The 17,278-nt window shown below is 60.1% G+C and carries 17 protein-coding genes; 8 read left to right on the top strand and 9 right to left on the bottom strand.

Annotated elements, in window-relative coordinates; translation table 11 throughout:
• Positions 1 to 210: 210 nt before the first annotated feature.
• Positions 211 to 576, bottom strand: a complete 366-nt coding sequence (locus B3V69_RS13850) for a glutaredoxin domain-containing protein (protein ID WP_296447459.1) — start codon at positions 574 to 576, stop codon at positions 211 to 213.
• A 92-nt stretch (positions 577 to 668) separates the two neighbouring features.
• On the opposite strand from B3V69_RS13850, the gene B3V69_RS13845 reads away from it, so the two are divergent.
• Entirely contained in the window at positions 669 to 1,517 is an 849-nt protein-coding gene (locus tag B3V69_RS13845; RefSeq protein WP_296447457.1) for a DUF2189 domain-containing protein, read from the top strand.
• Entirely contained in the window at positions 1,517 to 1,729 is a 213-nt protein-coding gene (locus B3V69_RS13840; RefSeq protein ID WP_296447455.1) for a DUF2788 domain-containing protein, read from the top strand. The genes B3V69_RS13845 and B3V69_RS13840 overlap by 1 nt, the downstream gene beginning before the upstream one ends.
• On the opposite strand, the gene B3V69_RS13835 is transcribed toward B3V69_RS13840, so the two are convergent.
• The 4 genes from B3V69_RS13835 to B3V69_RS13820 all read right to left on the bottom strand — a co-directional run bounded on the left by B3V69_RS13835 (position 1,722) and on the right by B3V69_RS13820 (position 7,601).
• Positions 1,722 to 4,394 (bottom strand): bifunctional acetate--CoA ligase family protein/GNAT family N-acetyltransferase, encoded by a 2,673-nt coding sequence (locus B3V69_RS13835; protein ID WP_296447453.1) that lies wholly within the window; start codon positions 4,392 to 4,394, stop codon positions 1,722 to 1,724. The genes B3V69_RS13840 and B3V69_RS13835 overlap by 8 nt on opposite strands.
• Before the next feature lie 3 nt (positions 4,395 to 4,397).
• Entirely contained in the window at positions 4,398 to 4,976 is a 579-nt protein-coding gene (locus B3V69_RS13830; protein WP_296447452.1) for an NnrU family protein, read from the bottom strand.
• 35 nt (positions 4,977 to 5,011) lie between these two features.
• Positions 5,012 to 6,565, bottom strand: coding sequence for a GGDEF domain-containing protein (locus B3V69_RS13825; protein ID WP_296447450.1), 1,554 nt, complete (start codon positions 6,563 to 6,565; stop codon positions 5,012 to 5,014).
• Between the two features lie 88 nt (positions 6,566 to 6,653).
• Entirely contained in the window at positions 6,654 to 7,601 is a 948-nt protein-coding gene (locus B3V69_RS13820) for an alpha/beta fold hydrolase (RefSeq protein WP_296447448.1), read from the bottom strand.
• 281 nt (positions 7,602 to 7,882) lie between these two features.
• On the opposite strand from B3V69_RS13820, the gene B3V69_RS13815 reads away from it, so the two are divergent.
• From B3V69_RS13815 to B3V69_RS13790, 6 genes are all read left to right on the top strand, one after another.
• A complete protein-coding gene (locus tag B3V69_RS13815) occupies positions 7,883 to 8,311 on the top strand; it encodes a CBS domain-containing protein (RefSeq protein WP_296447447.1) in 429 nt (142 codons plus the stop codon).
• A gap of 320 nt (positions 8,312 to 8,631) precedes the next feature.
• Entirely contained in the window at positions 8,632 to 9,882 is a 1,251-nt protein-coding gene (locus tag B3V69_RS13810; protein ID WP_296447445.1) for a branched-chain amino acid ABC transporter substrate-binding protein, read from the top strand.
• A 59-nt stretch (positions 9,883 to 9,941) separates the two neighbouring features.
• Positions 9,942 to 10,892: a branched-chain amino acid ABC transporter permease gene (locus B3V69_RS13805; RefSeq protein ID WP_296447443.1), complete on the top strand. Its 951-nt coding sequence runs from the start codon at positions 9,942 to 9,944 to the stop codon at positions 10,890 to 10,892.
• 41 nt (positions 10,893 to 10,933) lie between these two features.
• Positions 10,934 to 12,154: a branched-chain amino acid ABC transporter permease gene (locus B3V69_RS13800; protein ID WP_296447441.1), complete on the top strand. Its 1,221-nt coding sequence runs from the start codon at positions 10,934 to 10,936 to the stop codon at positions 12,152 to 12,154.
• Complete coding sequence (locus B3V69_RS13795; protein ID WP_296447440.1) at positions 12,151 to 12,918, top strand: ABC transporter ATP-binding protein; 768 nt, start codon at positions 12,151 to 12,153, stop codon at positions 12,916 to 12,918. Before B3V69_RS13800 ends, B3V69_RS13795 begins: the two co-directional genes overlap by 4 nt.
• On the top strand, positions 12,911 to 13,606 hold the full coding sequence (locus tag B3V69_RS13790; RefSeq protein ID WP_296447439.1) for an ABC transporter ATP-binding protein: 696 nt from the start codon (positions 12,911 to 12,913) through the stop codon (positions 13,604 to 13,606). The genes B3V69_RS13795 and B3V69_RS13790 overlap by 8 nt, the downstream gene beginning before the upstream one ends.
• A gap of 25 nt (positions 13,607 to 13,631) precedes the next feature.
• On the opposite strand, the gene B3V69_RS13785 is transcribed toward B3V69_RS13790, so the two are convergent.
• The 4 genes from B3V69_RS13785 to B3V69_RS13770 all read right to left on the bottom strand — a co-directional run bounded on the left by B3V69_RS13785 (position 13,632) and on the right by B3V69_RS13770 (position 17,168).
• A complete protein-coding gene (locus tag B3V69_RS13785; protein WP_296447437.1) occupies positions 13,632 to 14,024 on the bottom strand; it encodes a universal stress protein in 393 nt (130 codons plus the stop codon).
• A 405-nt stretch (positions 14,025 to 14,429) separates the two neighbouring features.
• Complete coding sequence (locus B3V69_RS13780; RefSeq protein WP_296447435.1) at positions 14,430 to 15,233, bottom strand: TlpA disulfide reductase family protein; 804 nt, start codon at positions 15,231 to 15,233, stop codon at positions 14,430 to 14,432.
• Between the two features lie 44 nt (positions 15,234 to 15,277).
• A complete protein-coding gene (locus B3V69_RS13775) occupies positions 15,278 to 15,940 on the bottom strand; it encodes an SAM-dependent methyltransferase (protein ID WP_296447433.1) in 663 nt (220 codons plus the stop codon).
• Between the two features lie 193 nt (positions 15,941 to 16,133).
• Positions 16,134 to 17,168, bottom strand: a complete 1,035-nt coding sequence (locus B3V69_RS13770; RefSeq protein ID WP_296447431.1) for a GGDEF domain-containing protein — start codon at positions 17,166 to 17,168, stop codon at positions 16,134 to 16,136.
• Positions 17,169 to 17,278: the final 110 nt, after the last annotated feature.

Below are 17,278 nucleotides of genomic sequence, written 5' to 3'. Positions count from 1 at the left end.
ACGCTGACGCCGGAGCAGCAAAAGGTGTTTGACGCCAACGCCACGCGCCGCCATGGCCATGGCGGCAAGGCGCACGGACCGCGGGACGGAAAAGGACCCGCATCTGCCCCGGTAGCCAAGTAAGGAACCGCCATTACCCCTGGCGACCCGCCGTGAGCGGGGTGCTCTGGGCCGGGATTCGCAAGCCGCGAATTCCGGCCCAGTTTGATGTCAGGCCAGCAGTTTTTTCAGCTCACCGCTGGCAATCAACTTGATCAGGTCATTGGCACCGCCCACCAGCATCCCTTTGACAAACACCATGGGCATGGTCGGCCAACCGGTCCACAGCTTGAGCGCATTGCGTTGGCGCCATGTGTTGAAATAATTGCCGTATTCCAGGTACTGATACGCAACGCCGGCGGCGTCCAGCGCCTTGCAAGCCTTCTTCGGGAACGGGTTCATGCCCATGCCCACCACCACCACGGCATGCTTCGCCACGGCGGCCTGCACCTCGCGCACAATGGTCTGCTCATGGGCTGCAATCGTCTCCCGGATGGCGGGGTGAATGTTGAATTCAGCAAGTATGGGGCGCGGCATGGCAATCTCCTGGGGGCGGCAAAGCACGCATTATGCGTTGCACCCCGGCCGACCGCCAGTGGCACGCGCCCACGACTTACACTGGCAACCCCATGCACACACCACCGCCCCAGTTTTCCGCCGCTTCCCCTGCCCCCGGCGTGCGCACCATCGCCCTGATGCAGCCTGTGCATTGGCTGGTACTGGCGTGGCGCGACCTGCTGCGTTGCGGCTGGATCAGCTTGGCCCACGGTCTGCTGCTGGCCCTGTTCGGTGCCGCGTTGCTGGTCGCCGCGCACAACCGCTTTTGGTTGCTGGCCGGGGCATTCTCCGGCTTTCTGGTGGTTGCCCCGGTGTTGGCCACCAGCTTGTACGCCTTGAGCCGCGCACTGGAGCGCGGCGAACAAGCCGATGCCCGCGTGGTGCTGAAAACCTGGCTGAACTGGCAAAACAATAACTTTAACAAGTGGGGCAACGATTACTGGTGCCTGGTCCAGTTCGGCGCCCTGCTGGCACTGGCAGGCACCGGTTGGGTGCTGACCTCGGCCGCCCTCATCACCTTGCTGGCGCCCGTGCCCATCAACACGCCGGTCGATTTCATTCGGCATGTGGTGCTGGCCAGAAATGGCTTCCTGTTTGAGCTCTGGCTGGCGCTGGGTGGCGTGCTGGCAGCGCCTATTTTTGCCTCCAGCGTCATTACCATCCCCTTGCTGCTGGACCGCCGGCTCACGCTGTTGCGGGCGGTTCTCACCAGTTGGCGCGCGGTGCTGGCCAACCCCTTGCCGATGGCCTTCTGGGCCGCGCTGATCATGGGCTTGACGCTGCTGGGCCTGGGTTCTGCCCTGCTCGGCCTGACGGTGGTGATTCCGTTGCTCGGACACGCCAGTTGGCACGCCTACCGCGACCTGGTGGATGCCTCGGCCCTGCCGCCGCGAGAGCTACTGGACCAGGAAGCCAGCTGATGTTCGGCTATTCGGAAGAACAGATTGCCGCTTTTGGTCTGACCTTCGGCGTGGGCGGCTTCATGCTCTATATGCTGTTCATCATTGGCCATCTGGCCTGGGAATCCAAAGCCGGCAAATTTGGTACGTTTGTCATATTTCTGGGCCTGGCCTTTGGCATGACCGGTTTCGTCGCGAAGTACCTGATCCAGTGGGCCATTGGCATCAAGTGAGCGGCAGAAAAATACCTTTCGTGCCACTACCATCTTCTCTCAAGGGGTCTTGCTCGAACCCCAGCTCCTTGGCCAGTTTGATCATCCGCTCATTGCCATCCAGCACGGTGGCCACCAGCCGCTGCGTACCCTGGGCGCGCAGATAGGCAATCAGTTTCTGCATCAACAAGAGCCCCAAGCCGCTGCCCTTGAGCTCCGAGCGCACGATCACACCAAACTCGGCCTCCACGTTGTCTGGGTCTGCCACGGCGCGCACCACGCCCAGCGTTTGTGGCTGGCCATCCGGTCCCGGGGCCAGCGCCACAAAAGCCATCTCGCGGGCGTAGTCGATCTGCACCAGCCGCGCCAGCTCGCTGCGTTCAATGGTGCGTTTGCTGTAGAACACCCGCATGCGAACATCCTCTGGGTCCAGATGCTGCAAAAACTCCATGTGTCGCGCCTCGTCCTCGGGCCGAATGGGCCGCAAAGACAGCGTGCGTCCCTGCCACTGTGCCGTTTCTTCCAGCTGTGCGGGATAAGGGCGGATGGCGAAATTATGGGCCCCGGCTGGCGCTTTGGCGCTCAGCAGGATGCGCGCATCGAGCGCTATGGCGCCTTCAAAATTGACGATCAGGGGATTGATGTCCAGTTCGGCAATCTCTGGAATTTCGGCCAGCAGTTGCGATACCGCCACCAGCACCGCATGCAGCGCGGCTTCGTCCACGGCCGGGATGTCGCGCCACCCGGCCAGCAGGCGCGCCACCCGGGTGCGCGACACCAGGGCCTTCGCCAGCGGCAGATTCAGGGGCGGCAAGGCCACCGCCCGGTCCGCCATGACTTCAACCGCCGTGCCGCCCTGACCAAACAGAATGACCGGGCCAAACACGCTGTCAATCGTGCTGCCCACGATCAGCTCCTGCGCATGAAGCCGCTTCACCATCGCCTGCACCGAGAAACCTTGAATCTCGGCCTGGGGGAGCTGGCGCCGCACGCGCTCCAGCATGGTCTGCGCGGCCGTGCGCACCTCGCCCGCGTCCTGCAAATTGAGGGCCACACCGCCGACGTCCGATTTGTGTGAAATATCGTCCGACAAAATTTTCAACACCACGGGAAAACCGATGGCCGTTGCGGCCACGGCCGCGGCCTCTGGCGCTGCGCCCACGCGCTGCGTTGGCACCACCGGAATGCCACAAGCCGCCAGCACCGCTTTGGCTTCCGGCTCGGTCAGCAGGGTGCGCCCGCTGGTCAACGCCGCTTGCACCAGGGCCTGGATCGCCGCCGTGTCGCAACGCAAGCCCGGCGGCAAGGCCGGTGGTGCTTCGGTCAGCTCGGCCTGGTTGTGCCGGTAGCGCTCCAGCATGGAAAACGCGCGCACCGCCTGCTCCGGGGTATCGAAGCTGGCAATGTCGGCGTCCTGAAATATCCGGCGCGCCTGGGCGACCGCCTTGTCGCCCAACCAGCAACTCATCAGGCGCGGTGGCACCAGCGGGTCATGGCGGGCCAGCGGCACCAGGGCGCGCGCAATGTCGCTGCTGGAAACAATGGCGGTCGGCGCGTGGATGAACAACACGGCGCCGGTCGTGGCATCGTCATTGAGGATTTTCAAGGCCTGCGCATAGCGCGCCACCGGCGCGTCGCCGATGATGTCCACCGGGTTGCCGTGCGACCAGTTGGTTGGCAGCACGGCATCGAGTTTTTGGCGTGTCGCCGCGCTGAGTTCGGACAGTTTCACGCCAATATGGGCGGCCGCGTCAGCCGCCATGACGCCAGCGCCGCCGCCGTTGGTCAGTACCGTGATCGAGTCACTGCGGTTGGTGCGAAAGCGCGACAGGGTTTGCGCCGCCAGAAATAGCTCCTGCAGCGTGTTGACCCGCAACATCCCGGCCCGGTTAATCGCGGCATCAAACACCATGTCCGAGCCGGCCAGCGCCCCGGTGTGCGAGGCGGCTGCCAGCTGGCCCTGCGGCGAACGCCCGGCCTTCACCACGATCACCGGCTTGTTGCGTGCCGCCGCCCGTGCCGCGGACATGAATTTACGGGGCGATTCAATCGATTCGGCATACAACAAAATGGCCCGCGTCTTCGGGTCGCTGGCGAGGTAGTCCAGCATGTCGCCAAAGTCGACGTCGGCGTGTTCGCCCAACGAGACAAAATGCGAAAACCCGATGCCACGTCCTTGCGCCCAGTCCAGCATGGCGGTCACCAAAGCACCGGACTGCGACACAAAGGCCAGCTCACCCGGCTGCGCATCAATGTGAGAAAAACTGGCATTCAGGCCCTGGTGCGGCGCCAGCAGCCCAATGCAGTTGGGCCCCAGGATGCGCAACAGGTGAGGCCGCGCCGCGTCCAGCATGGCCTGCTTTTGCGCCGGGTCCATACCCGCGGTCATCACCACGGCGGCGCGCGTGCCGAGGCGGGCCAGGGCTTCAATCAAGCCCGGCACGGTGGCCGGAGGAGTGCAGATCACCGCCAACGCGGGAACCGTCGGTAAATCAGAGGCATGGGCCACCACCGCACGGCCAGCGAGTTCATGGTATTTCGGGTTGACGGCGTACAGTGCGCCCTTGTAACTACCCGACGTCAGGTTGTGCCAGACCGTCGCACCAACGCTGCCCGCCCGCAGCGAGGCCCCGAAGACGGCGATCGAAGCCGGGTCGAACAGCGAGTCCAGATTGCGAATACTCATACATCAGCCCAGTGGACGCACACCGATCAGCAAGCCATGCAGCCACAGCGCCACGGCAATCCACGCGCCCACTCCCACCGCCACCGTGATGCCGGTGGCACCCGCCGTGCCTCGGGGGTATTGCGTGCCGGCGGCACGGTCGCGCCGACGCGCGGCGCTGAAGTTGAAAATGGCCCACAGCAAAAACGAGCCAAACAAGACGACATGCGCGATGTTGCCATTGGCCAGCAAATGCGCCAGCGCCCAGACCTTCACACCCAGCACCATCGGGTGGTGAATGCGCGCCTTGATGTTGTTTCCCGGCACATAGGCCGCCGCCAGCAACACGAAGGAGATCAGGGTCAGGAGCGACGCCAGGTGGCGCATCGCCACCGGCGGACTCCATAGTTGCACGGGATGCTGCCGTGCCAAACCAAAGCCCCAGACTATCAGGCCGAAGCCGAGCAGGGAAGCCACCGAGTACAGGCCCTTCCATGGCAGCTCGCCCAGGCGCGCCCTGGTTTGTGTGCGCCAGTCGTCGGCCACGATGCGCACTGAATGCGCACCGAGAAAAATAATCAGACCCAGAATCAAATATGTCATAGGTATCCTTATCAGTTGGGGATGGAGCTTGCTCGCTAGGCGCCGAGCACGCGGTTTTTGCCGGCGCGTTTGGCCAGGTACATGGCCTGGTCGGCCCGCCGGATGGCCTCCGGGCCGGTTTCGTTGGCCGCGAGTTGGGCCACCCCGGCGCTGAAGGTAATCAAAATCTTTTCGGTGCCCGCCATGAAGAAACGCTTGGTCAATTCGCGCTGCAAACGCGTCATGGCGGCAACTCCGTTGTCCAGTGATGTGTCGGGCAGCAAAATCACAAACTCTTCACCCCCATAGCGTGCCAGCGTGTCTTGCGGACGCATGACCTCGCGCGTCACCGTCGCCAGGTGCGTCAACGCCTCGTCGCCTGTAGCATGTCCCAACTTGTCGTTGAGCTTCTTGAAATTGTCAATGTCCAGCATGGCCATGCACAAGGGGCTGTCTTTGCGTCGAACGTTGGACACTTCACGGTCCAGCGCCTCGTCCAGACCTTTGCGGTTCAGCGCACCGGTCAGCGGGTCATGCCGCGCCAGCGCACTCACACGGTCCAGTTCCTGGTGCAGTTTCACGAGTTCGGCTTCGGTGGCCAGCGCTTTTTCGCGCATGCCGCGCAGTTCATCGCGTGCCGTCAGGCTGTCGCGTGCCATGGTGCGTGTGGCACCCACCACGTCTTTCAAGACCGGCGCAATGTCAGCAATGGTCTTGGCCTGCTCGATCAGGCGCGCATTTTCTTCCATCTTGCCGTGGTAGGTGCTGGTGGACTCTGTCATTTGCGACAGCCGCTCAATGAAGGTGGCCAGCATCTGACGCATGTCTTCCTGCGCTTCCAGGGCCCGGCCCTTGGCCTCGGTCTGCTTGAAGATCACGTCTTTCAGGCGACTTTCCACGTCATCGAGTCGGCGCAAAGTGAGGGGCGGTGTTGACGCCGTCATCAGGGCCTCAATTTGGCCAGTCAGCCAACGATCATCCAGACTGAGCTCACCGATGTTTTCGATGATCAGGTGCAGCAGCTTGAGCAATGTGACTTTGATCTCGGCCTGCTCTTCCGCCGCAAATGAGAGGCGGTTGCCAAAATTACCCAGCATCAGCTTGACCGCGACGACGTCGGCCCCGGGCTGGCGCAGGGCCGTGAGCAGGGTCTGGGTCTGCTCGGCAAACCGGGCATCGTCGCTGCCCAGCGCGGGCAGTGCATACGCAATCAGGCGCGCAATTTGCTCAAAAAAATCCGCCGTCAGGGCCGGCGCTGTCAGGGCGGGCGACAGGCTGTCCAGCCGTGGCGCCGCCGACGCCAGAGTTCCGGCCGCGATGGCCGGTGGACTGAAGCCACCGTAAGCCATCAGCGCACTTTTCACCCCGTCCCAATTCAGTTGCCCGATGGCGGAATCGAGCAAGCCACGCTGTTTTTGCTGCCCTGGTGTTTTGAGGGGCAAGGCCTGTGCAATGTCGCGCAGTTGGTCGACTGGAAAAGGAGGTTCAGCGGGGACCCCCGCCACTTCACTGTAAATCGCCTGGTAGTTGGCCGGGGTCGGCGCCATCTTGCGCGCGGTCAGCTGCCTGAGCGTCTCGCGTGCGATTTCAAAAGGCTTCTGGTTGGTCATGAATACTTATTTGCTATAAATTCAATAGCCGCTTGCGTATATTCTACGGGGGCTGTAGCCTAGTTTAATCATAAATGTGAGAGGCACTTTAGTTCAAGCCCAGAAAACTTTTGAGCTCAGCCACAGTGCGTAGCGGGTCTTCTTCATGGGGTACGTGGCCTAGATCGTCAAACACCACCAGCTTCGAGCCCGCGATATCGCGCTCAAACTGTCGACCATTTTCCAGCGGCAGCAGGCCGTCCTTGCCGCCCCACAAAATCAGCGTTGCAAGCTTCAGCGTCTTGATCGCCGCGACATCCCCCGACTGACCCTGCTCCAGCCGCCGGGCCAAAGCCGCACGGTTGCCGGTCCGCAGTGCCAGTTCAAAATAACGGTCCACCAGCGCGGGCGTGACCCTGCCCGGATCGCCATAAACGTTGCGCACGCTTTTGTCCACCAGGCCGCGCGGCAAGAAATACGTCATCAGCACCCGCAGGCCCGGCGTTCTCGCTATCCGAAAACCGATGGGCACGGAGGTGGACTGCACGGGGTAGCCCGCCGAGTCCACCAATACCAGTTTATCCACCCGTGTCGGCATGGCGTAAGCGCTAGCCCAGGCAATCTGCCCACCCAAAGAATTGCCAGCCAGCACAAAGCGCTTGACGCCCAGGGTATCCATGACGGCGGCCACGAAACGCACATAGGCATCGATGGAATAGTCGTTCTCCGGATGGGGGCCCGTCAAACCAAAACCAGGCAGGTCAAAACGGATCACCCGTCGTTGACCCTTCAGGGCATCAGCCCAGCCATCCCAGGTGTGCAAGCTGGCCGAGGTACCGTGTAACAGCACAATCGGCAAGGGGTCATCGCGCGGCCCTTCGTCGCGCAAATGCACCTGCATGCCGCTCACCGCCACAAACTGGGAGGGCGCAGGCGCCCAGCGGGCCTGGAGCTGCGCGACGGATCTATCAGGCGCCCACGTGGCCATCATCCCTGCGGCACCAAAAACCAGTACAGCAAGCAGGATCACACCGAAAATTCGCAATGCAAGTTTCATGATGCTGGACTCTACACGCCTGACCGACCGATGCCGTGAATAATTCCGGCGGAAGATAACCGTTGTCCACCGGGCGCTATCAAAAATCAGCGCATCACCCTCTGGCAAGGTCGAAAACGTCAGCTTTCAGCTGCCGAACAAGTGGTCATGCCGCGCCAGAAAACCGCCGGCGCATTGAAAAATGCCCGAGCTGGCAAGCCAGGTCGGAGCGAGGCCTATTGCATTGCAGACCAGTTTGTTTACACTGCGCATTCAGTGTCAACCTATTCAAGGGAGCTCCGATGAAACCCGTTCTGGAATTGTTGAAAAACCGTGACTCGACGGTTTATCAGGTCGTCCCTTCCGTCTCCGTGTTTGAGGCGCTGCGGCTGTTGGCCGACCATGGGGTGGGCGCCATGATCGTCATGGACAAGGGCAAGCTCGTGGGCGTGGTGTCTGAACGCGATTACACCCGCAAAGTGGCGTTGCAGGGCAGGAATTCGAAAGAAACCACAGTGGCCGACATCATGACCCGCGACGTCATCACGGTCACATCCAAGACCGGAACACGTGCCTGCATGGCCCTCATGAGCCAGAAGAAGATCCGCCACCTGCCGGTGGTCGATGGGCTGAAAGTGAAGGGCATGATCTCCATTCTCGACATCATGGACGACATCATTGCCGAGCATGAACAGACCATCTCGCAGCTGACGAATTACATCAGCAGTTAACCCGGTCGATTCACACCGCCTTCGCTGGCAGGGCGCACGTGACCACAAGCATTGACATGCCTCGACCGCCCCTTGATTGACAGCACCGGTGCGCAGGTTTCCGGTGCCAAAAAATGGTCGAAAAAAACAAAGTGATTGAGCACCGAGGGCCCCGATTGACGGCGTGAATTGCTATCCATGCAACATCGCTTTTTCGCGATGGCAGACGCTGTGAAGCCTTTGTCTCGAATGGGACAGTGCAGCCGGGTAATCCCTGAGCCGTGCTGCAGCCTAGCCCTGCTACCGTTCGATCTCCTTAACAAGTTGATAGGAGTGAGGCGATGAATTTGTTCAAAAAATTGTCTGGCTGGTCGATTGCAGCCGTGCTGATTTGTTTCGCGTTAGGCGCTCAAGCACAGACTATCAAGATTGCTTATATCGATCCGCTGTCTGGCGGTGGCGCCTCGGTCGGAGAGCATGGCCTGAAGCACTTGCAGTTCCTGATCGAGGCCATCAACGCCAAAGGCGGCGTGATCAACGGCCAGAAGCTTGAGGCGGTCGCCTATGACAACAAGGGCAGTCCGCAAGAGAGCCTGGTTCAAGTGCAGAAGGCCATCGACGCCGGTGTGCGCTACCTGACCCAAGGTAATGGGTCGGGTGCGGCCATCGCCATCTCGGAGTTCGTCTCCAAGTACAACGAGCGCAACCCCGGCAAGGAAGTTCTGTATTTGAACTACTCCGCGGTCGACCCGGCGCTGACCAATGAGAAGTGCAGCTATTGGCATTTTCGCTGGGACGCGAACTCCGACATCAAGATGGCAGCCCTGACCAACTTCATTAAAGACCGCAAGGAAGTCAAGAAGGTGTACATCATTGGCCAGGACTACTCGTTCGGGCAGGCGGTGCGCGTCGCGGCCCGTGCGATGCTGAAACAAAAGCGCCCTGACATTCAGATCGTTGGCGACGAATTGCACCCGCTGTTGAAGATCACCGACTTTTCGCCCTACATTGCCAAGATCAAGGCCTCGGGTGCCGATTCGGTGATTACCGGCAATTGGGGCAACGATATCTCGTTGTTGATCAAGGCGGCCGCCGACGCCGGCTTGAAGGTCAACTGGTACACCTACTATGCGGGTGGCTCGGGCGGTCCCACGGCCATCAAGCAAACAGGGCTTGATCATCGCGTGTTCTCGGTCGGCGAATGGCACACCAATGTGCCGTCGCCGGAGATGGAGGCCCTTGCCGACAGTTTCCTGAAGAAGCATGGCGGCGCCAGTGGCCAAGGCTGGTGGTACTTGCGCATGAAGAATCAGATGGATATGTTTGTTGAAGCACTGAACAAGGCCAAGTCATCCGATCCGAAGAAGGTGGCGGCGGCCCTGTCTGACATGAAGTTCAAAAATGTGCTTGGCGCTGAGATTTTCATGCGCCCCAGCGACCATTCGCTGTTTCAGGATATGTACATCGCATCCTTTGGTTCTGGCACCAAGCATGATGAAGAAAAGACCGGCTGGGGCTGGAAAACCATCAGCGTGATCAAGGCGCAGGACACGGTCATTCCGACCACCTGCAAGATGGTTGTACCGAGCTGATAGGCCCACGACGCGCCAGCCCCTGCAACCTATTGCAGGGTAGCGCGTCGCCCCTCCCCATGCTTGAACTCGTCATCTTTTCCACGCTCAATGGGCTGCTGTATGGCCTGTTGTTGTTTTTGTTGGCCAGTGGCCTCACGCTCATCTTCAGCATGATGGGCGTGCTGAATTTCGCCCACGCCAGTTTCTATATGCTGGGCGCCTATTTTGGTTACCAGATCAGTCTTTATGTCGGCTACTGGCCGGGCCTCGTGCTGGCGCCACTACTGGTGGGGGTGATCGGTGCATTGATCGAGCGCTTTGGTCTGCGCATGGTGCACAAGCATGGCCATGTCGCCGAATTGCTGTTCACTTTCGGGCTGGCGTTCATGATTGAAGAACTGGTGCAGATGGTCTGGGGCAAGACGCCGGTTGACTACCGCATCCCGGAGGTTTTGAACTTTTCTGCGTTCACCCTGTTTACAACCACCTATCCGGCGTTTCGCATGTTCATGCTGCTGATGTCGGTGGCGGTGTTCATCGGCTTGCTGTTGCTGTTGACGCGCACGCGTGTGGGGCTGATCATTCGCGCGGCGTTGACCCATCCCAACATGGTTGGCAACCTGGGACATAACGTGCCCATGGTGTTCATGCTGGTGTTTGGCGTGGGCTGTGGTCTGGCCGCGCTGGCCGGCGTAATTGCCGGGCCAGCGTTGGTCACGCAGCCAGCGATGGCCGCATCGCTCGGACCGATTCTCTTTGTGGTGGTGGTGGTGGGCGGCTTGGGTTCATTGCCGGGTGCATTCATTGCCTCGGTACTGATCGGGTTGATTCAAACCTTTGCGGTGGCGGTGAATGTCTCGGTGGCGGATCTATTGGCGCCGTTAGGCTTGACGTTGACGCAGAACTCGATTGGCGGTGATCTGTGGATGGCCACCGTGGCGCAGGTTGCACCGGTCATACCGTATTTGCTGTTGGTGTTGGTTCTGATCTTTCGTCCTAAAGGTTTGATGGGGGATCGAGACACATGAGCGCAATCGCAAACGGTCGCTGGCATCTTGCCCAGTGGGTTGTGGCCGCACTGGCCATGGGCGTACTGCCCCATATCTTTTCAAGCGGCGCGTCGATCACGATGATGAGCCTGATGGGTTTCGCCATCATCTTCGCCCTGTCGTTCAACATGCTGCTGGGGCAGACCGGAATGTTGTCCTTCGGTCATGCCGTCTATTACGGCCTGGGTGGGTTCATGACCGCGCACGCATTGAATGTGGTGGGCGCGGGCAAGTTGCCGATCCCGCTGCCGGTGTTGCCTCTGGTGGGCGGACTCGCTGGCCTGAGTTTTGCCATCCTCTTCGGCTGGGTCTCGACCAAGCGGGCCGGCACGGCGTTTTCCATGATCTCGCTGGGTATCGGTGAACTGGTGGCGGCCTGCTCCTTGATCCTGCGCGGGTTTTTCGGTGGAGAGGGGGGCATTTCCACCAATCGCACGGCAACGCTGCGTATGTTCGGACTCAACTTCGGGCCACAGATTCAGGTTTACTACCTGATCGCGGTGTGGTGCCTGCTGTGTGTGGCGGCGATGTACGTCTTTACCCGCACACCGCTGGGGCGCATGTGCAATGCTGTGCGCGACAACCCCGAGCGCGCCGAGTTTATCGGTTACAGCACGCAGATGGTGCGTTTCATCACCTTCTGCATTTCGGGCTTCTTCGCCGGGGTGGCCGGAGGTCTGGCTGCGATTCACTACGAGATCGTGACGTCCAGTGTCGTCGGCGCCGGACCGTCTGGTGTTGTATTGCTGATGGCCTATATCGGCGGCATCTCGTTCTTCATTGGTCCGATAATCGGCGCCGTGCTGATGACCACGCTGCAGATGTCGCTGTCGGACTACACCGGCGCATGGCTGCTGTACGTCGGACTGATGTTCATCGTGGTCGTCATGTACGCACCGTGGGGCTTGGCCGGATTGTTGCTGATGCACCAGCCGCTGCTGGCGGCCGGCACCTTGCGCCGCGTGTTGCCGACCTATGCGATGGCCGTCGCACCGGTGCTGATGCTGAGCGTCGGATTGGTGCTGCTGATAGAGACCAGCCACCACCTCCTGGTCAAGGCGGGCGAGGACCCGGCAATGAGCGTGTTGTGGATCGACTACAACGCCACCTCGCCCATGGTCTGGCTCGGGATCATCGTTTTGTTAATCGTCGGGGCGCTTGCGTTACGGCGAATTGCGCCACGAGTTTCCGAGGCATTTCACGCAGCCGCGCAAGAAGCGCGGCGCAGGCGGGCAACATGAGCAGTTCAGCTTTGCAATTGGTCGATTTGCACAAGAATTTCGGGGTCACCCCCATCATTCGCGGTGTCAATCTGGACGTGCGGCAGGGTGAACGTCACGCCATCATCGGCCCCAACGGCGCGGGCAAGTCGACCCTGTTCCATTTGATTAGCGGGCGTTTTCCGGCCAGCTCGGGTCAAGTGCGGCTCAATGGGGACGATATCACCGGGCTGTCGCCGTACATGATCAACCGCCGAGGCTTGTCGCGCAGCTTTCAAGTTACCAACATCTTCCCGCGCTTGAGCGTGTACGAGAACATCCGCTGCGCGGTGCTGTGGTCACTGGGTTATCGCTACTCGTTTTGGCAACTGGTGGCGCGAGCACGTGACGCGCACGATCGTGCCGAATCAGTTCTCGAGCAGATCAACCTGGTATCCCACCGCGATGTGCCAGCGGGTGTGCTGCCCTATGCCGATCAACGTGCACTGGAGATCGGTGTCACCATCGCAAGCGGTGCCGACGTGATCATGCTTGATGAGCCGACCGCTGGCATGAGCCGCTCGGAGACCGAGCACGCGGTGGCTTTGATTCGCCGGGTCAGCGAAGGCAAGACGCTGCTGATCGTTGAGCACGACATGAGCGTGGTGTTCGATTTGGCGGACCGAATTTCGGTGTTGGTCTATGGCCAGGTGATCGCCACCGACACGCCAGCACGCATCCGTGCCAACTCAACGGTGCAAGAGGCCTATCTCGGCACGGCCATGGAGGAGTCCGATCATGCTTGAGGTTCACGACTTGCACGCCTACTATGGCAAAAGCCATATCCTGCAGGGTGTGAATTTCCGCGTCGCCGAAGGCGAGATCGTGTCGCTTTTAGGTCGCAACGGGGTTGGACGGTCGACCACGATCAAGGCCATCATGGGTGATGTCGAGCGCACGGGCTCGGTGCGTTTCAAGGGCCGCGAGATCGGGGGCCTCAAGCCGCATCAGATCGCACGCTGCGGCTTGGGCTACGTTCCGGAAAACCGCGACATCTTTCCGCAGCTGACGGTGCGCGAGAACCTGCTTCTCGGCATGAAGTCCACCAAGCCGGGCGGGCGCTGGAGCATGGAGGACGTGTTCACGCTCTTCCCTCGCCTCCAAGAGCGCGCCGAAATCCTGGGCGGCGTGCTATCGGGTGGCGAGCAGCAGATGCTGACCATCTGCCGCACGCTGATGGGCGACCCTGACCTGATAATGATTGACGAGCCGACCGAAGGGCTGGCGCCGAAGATCGTCGAACTGGTGGCCGACTTGCTGGAGCGCATCGCTGCCCGCGGCGTGGCGATCCTGCTGGTCGAGCAGAAACTGGCAATCGCCCTGCGCATCTCCAAGCGTCTCTATGTCATGGGTCATGGCCGTATCGTCTTCGAGGGTACGGCAGCCGATCTGAAAGCCGATGACATGGTGCGCAAGGAGTGGCTGGAGGTCTAGCAGGCGGCCAGCAGCCTGCGGGGGATCAGCTGGTTGCCTTCACCGCCAGGACAGGGCAGGCCACGGACAGCAGCAACTCTTGTGCAACACTGCCCATAATGAGCTTTCCGACGGGAGAGCGCTTGCGTATTCCAATGATGAGCAAGGAAACAGGCAGGGTTGCCACTAAGGTTTCAATTTCCTCAACGGCGCTTTTGCCGCGCCCGTACTGTTTGAACTCTGCGTTCAGGCCTTTTTGAGCCAATAGCGCTTCAATACGTTCGACGTCCTGGGCACCGGCCATCGCGTCATCATCGCCGTTTCCGGGGGTCGCGTTGACCACCAGAAGATGCTCGTTACGACGCTGTGCGATCTCGATGCCCTTCTCTAGAGCGGCTTGTCCTTCGGGGCGTGGCGCGTAGGCTACGACGATTGTCATGAGGTTCTCCTGAATTCAGTGGTTATGTGGATCACGCCCCATTGTTGAGGCGCTCAAAAGTAGGGCGTAAAAATTTAGATTTGCCCAAATGCCAAGCGACAGTCCACGCATCAAATTGGCCTTAAGGTCAACTTAACCCTGTTGGACGTACCGCTTAGGCACTTCATTATGCGTTGAGGACTCACGCAGCAGGACGCGTAACCCCAACTTTGTGACTTGGATTCAACCGGTCGATGCAACACACTAGAGACTGCGTAAGCAAAAGGAGTGTCGCAGATGAAGCAAAGACCAAGGATCTATTACACCCAGACCCAGAAAGCTTTGATGTGGGAGCGCTGGAAGAAGGGTGAGTCAGGGGCCTTTCGCAGCCAGTGGGCTCGGCGGTGCTTCGTGCCAACGCACGCCTCAATCGTCCTTGGGAACTTGTTCGGGGGCAGCGTGCACCTGCAGTTGTTTCAGTTTGCTGGCAAGCGATGCGGATGACATTGCGCCCAAGTGGGTATCGACCAATCGGCCGCTCGCGTCGTAGAACAGCGTGGTCGGTAGCGCCATTGAGCCCAACCTCTGTCCCAATGTTTTGCCGGGGTCCAGCAGCACGTTGCCAAGGCCCAACTGATTCGCGACGAGATATTTCTGCATGGTGGCGACGCCTTCGCCCTGGTTCACGAAAATGAAGCTCACCTCGGGAACCTGCTGCTGCGCTGCGGCAAGCACCGGCATTTCGCGCCGACACGGCGGACACCAGGAAGCCCAGAGGTTAACGACCATGGGCTTGCCGCGTGCCAACCCGGCCAGACTCTCGGGGCCGCCTTGTGGGGTCACGAGTGACAGCGCCCCGAGATCTGACAGCGTCGGGGCCGTACTTAAGCGAAGCAATCCAGACACCGCGATCCAGCCTACTGCGCCCGCCAACAGACCCAGCAGCAGCGGCCTTCGCAACGTCGCGCGTCGCCATCCTTGCCAGAGCGCAATGAAGACAGCAGCGAGCACGCCGGCCCAAGGTGTGAAGCCGCCGTCGCGAATGTCAAGAATGGTCCACGGGGCGTCGCGGTAGTGCTCAAACCACGAACCGACAAATGCGATGCGCGCTGCAAGTCCGGCGGCCAGCAGCATGTCGATCAAGGTACTGCCGATATTGACCTGCTGGCGCTGCCCCGCCAAGTGACCAACACCCGCAGCGACCAACGCGCAGATCAACAGCGCCACCATTTGAGTGGGCAAAGCGAGAGGTCCGACGCTGACGGCCAACCCGCTCACGCCCTTGCGGGCGTCAACGGCCCGTCGTTGAGCGCTGCTTTGCGCGCCACCATCCCGATCAGCGCGGATCGTCCGTGATGTTGCGTGCCCTCGGCCAAGTCGTCTTCGTACTCGGTCAGGTCCATGATTTGCATGCTCGCGAACGCCTCCTGCAACATGGTCGATGTGTACAAGTGGTCGATGAAAGGCGGCCCGCCAGTTTGGTATTCCAACTGCTTGGGGGTATAGCCCTGGAGCACCAAGATACCTCCCGGCTTCAGGGAGCGCATCATGTTCCCAAATAGGCGTTCTCGCATCGGCGGATCAGCAAACTGGACGAAAATGGCAGCAATGCCGTCATACAAGTCGCCAAGCCACACTCGGCTGTCGCAATTCTCGACCCTCAAATTGAGAGTGACATTCGCTGCCCTGGCCAAACTGGCAGCCTTGCGCACACCGACCTCGGAGATGTCGAAAGCATCAACACGGAGTCCTTGTTGGGCGAGCCAAACACTGTTGCGGCCTTCACCGTCGGCCACGCACAGCACCCGTTCACCTGGCTTCCACCAGTGGGCTTGGTTGCGAAGGTAGCCGTTGGGTTCGGTGCCGAAAAGATAGGCATCACCCTTGAAGCGTGTGTTCCAGGTCAGTGCAGCATCAGTGAATGGTTGAGTCGTCATTATGTGGGCTTGGTAGTTCTGCGGTGTTTGACGGTCGTGGCGCGGGTGAACAACTGGCGCTCCGTAGTTTATTGCAGCCGGTACGGACACGCTGAGCGCGACTGCGAAGAGGACGGGCGCGAACAACAAACATAGCTAGGTGCAATACGAGCCCGTCAGAATGCGCGCCGCGACGTAGGAGAGTTTGGGATCCTCAATTGGCGCTAACCCGATTTCTTCCCTGTGTCTTGCTTCGATACAGGGCACGATCGGCGCGTGCAAGGGCGTCTCCCAGTGTGTCGTTTGGACGCAATAGCGTTACACCAAACGACATGGTGCAACGAATCTCTGTGCCTTGGTGGCTTACCGCACTGTCCTCGACTGCGCGCCGAATGCGTTCGGTCACTGCAATGGCTTCGGCAAGTTCTGTTTCGTGCATCAGAAATACAAACTCTTCTCCACCCCAGCGCGCCAGTGAGTCCACTTCGCGCAATTCACTCTTGAGCAATCGACTTACTGCCACCAGCACTTGGTCGCCCCCTTCGTGGCCAAAGGTGTCATTGACCTTCTTGAAGAAATCGACATCTGCAATCACGACAGCGCTACTGATTCCGTTGCGCTGATAGCGAGCTATATGCTGCTCTGCATCCGATTCAAAATGACTTCGATTGTTCAGCCCAGTTAGCGCGTCCACGGTGGCCAAGACCTTCAGACGCTTTTCCGCCTTGGTGATCTTTTGCCGGTAATAACTCGCCAGAGCCGAAAACATGACAACAAAAAACGAAATGTTGAGCCACTTGAGGGTGATCAAGCTGGCTTGCGGAATCGGTGCCATGGGACCCCACATACGCGACACAGCATCCAGCGCGCCCAAAAAAACCAGCAGCGCAATTAGGAACACCTGCAACCTACGTTTGGAAGCAGTCATCGCCACGGAGGGAATGAACATTAACAGCAGGTAGTGAAAACCGCTCTCCCAACCCAGCATCAGCGTACCAATAGCCGCATGCGGAAAGGCCTCAAGCCAGACGAGAACGACCGCAAAATGCAAGTGACGTCGCCGAACCAGATAGTAGGCTGTCGAGTACATGGCCACGCTGACCACGTTCATCCACGCCAAAAGCGAAGAGCCTACCGCAAGGAAAAAAAGAAAGTAGATGCAGTCTACTGCGGCAGAGAACAGGGCGACGCGTCCGACGAAGGATGCGATGACGGTCTGGGTGTCCGAGCTGCGTAGGGGTTTCGTCATGGATTTGAAATGGGGTTGCGTCGTCGCAATGGCTGAGAAACATGTACGGTCGACCTAAGGCACCGTCACATTGGTGAAGCATCCAGGGCCGTGTCAGTCGACAAACTGCG

Source organism: Rhodoferax sp. UBA5149, from assembly GCF_002413825.1.
In the GTDB taxonomy this organism is placed as follows: domain Bacteria; phylum Pseudomonadota; class Gammaproteobacteria; order Burkholderiales; family Burkholderiaceae_C; genus Rhodoferax.
Note: the sequence above shows the minus strand (reverse complement) of the source record. Positions and strands in the feature narration are given on the sequence as shown.

What these genes read in the sequence shown, in the direction of transcription:
- B3V69_RS13850 (WP_296447459.1), bottom strand. Translation starts at nt 576, where the DNA reads ATGCCGCGCCCCATACTTGCTGAATTCAACATTCACCCCGCCATCCGG.
- B3V69_RS13845 (WP_296447457.1), top strand. Translation starts at nt 669, where the DNA reads ATGCACACACCACCGCCCCAGTTTTCCGCCGCTTCCCCTGCCCCCGGC.
- B3V69_RS13840 (WP_296447455.1), top strand. Translation starts at nt 1,517, where the DNA reads ATGTTCGGCTATTCGGAAGAACAGATTGCCGCTTTTGGTCTGACCTTC.
- B3V69_RS13835 (WP_296447453.1), bottom strand. Translation starts at nt 4,394, where the DNA reads ATGAGTATTCGCAATCTGGACTCGCTGTTCGACCCGGCTTCGATCGCC.
- B3V69_RS13830 (WP_296447452.1), bottom strand. Translation starts at nt 4,976, where the DNA reads ATGACATATTTGATTCTGGGTCTGATTATTTTTCTCGGTGCGCATTCA.
- B3V69_RS13825 (WP_296447450.1), bottom strand. Translation starts at nt 6,565, where the DNA reads ATGACCAACCAGAAGCCTTTTGAAATCGCACGCGAGACGCTCAGGCAG.
- B3V69_RS13820 (WP_296447448.1), bottom strand. Translation starts at nt 7,601, where the DNA reads ATGAAACTTGCATTGCGAATTTTCGGTGTGATCCTGCTTGCTGTACTG.
- B3V69_RS13815 (WP_296447447.1), top strand. Translation starts at nt 7,883, where the DNA reads ATGAAACCCGTTCTGGAATTGTTGAAAAACCGTGACTCGACGGTTTAT.
- B3V69_RS13810 (WP_296447445.1), top strand. Translation starts at nt 8,632, where the DNA reads ATGAATTTGTTCAAAAAATTGTCTGGCTGGTCGATTGCAGCCGTGCTG.
- B3V69_RS13805 (WP_296447443.1), top strand. Translation starts at nt 9,942, where the DNA reads ATGCTTGAACTCGTCATCTTTTCCACGCTCAATGGGCTGCTGTATGGC.
- B3V69_RS13795 (WP_296447440.1), top strand. Translation starts at nt 12,151, where the DNA reads ATGAGCAGTTCAGCTTTGCAATTGGTCGATTTGCACAAGAATTTCGGG.
- B3V69_RS13790 (WP_296447439.1), top strand. Translation starts at nt 12,911, where the DNA reads ATGCTTGAGGTTCACGACTTGCACGCCTACTATGGCAAAAGCCATATC.
- B3V69_RS13785 (WP_296447437.1), bottom strand. Translation starts at nt 14,024, where the DNA reads ATGACAATCGTCGTAGCCTACGCGCCACGCCCCGAAGGACAAGCCGCT.
- B3V69_RS13780 (WP_296447435.1), bottom strand. Translation starts at nt 15,233, where the DNA reads ATGGTGGCGCTGTTGATCTGCGCGTTGGTCGCTGCGGGTGTTGGTCAC.
- B3V69_RS13775 (WP_296447433.1), bottom strand. Translation starts at nt 15,940, where the DNA reads ATGACGACTCAACCATTCACTGATGCTGCACTGACCTGGAACACACGC.
- B3V69_RS13770 (WP_296447431.1), bottom strand. Translation starts at nt 17,168, where the DNA reads ATGACGAAACCCCTACGCAGCTCGGACACCCAGACCGTCATCGCATCC.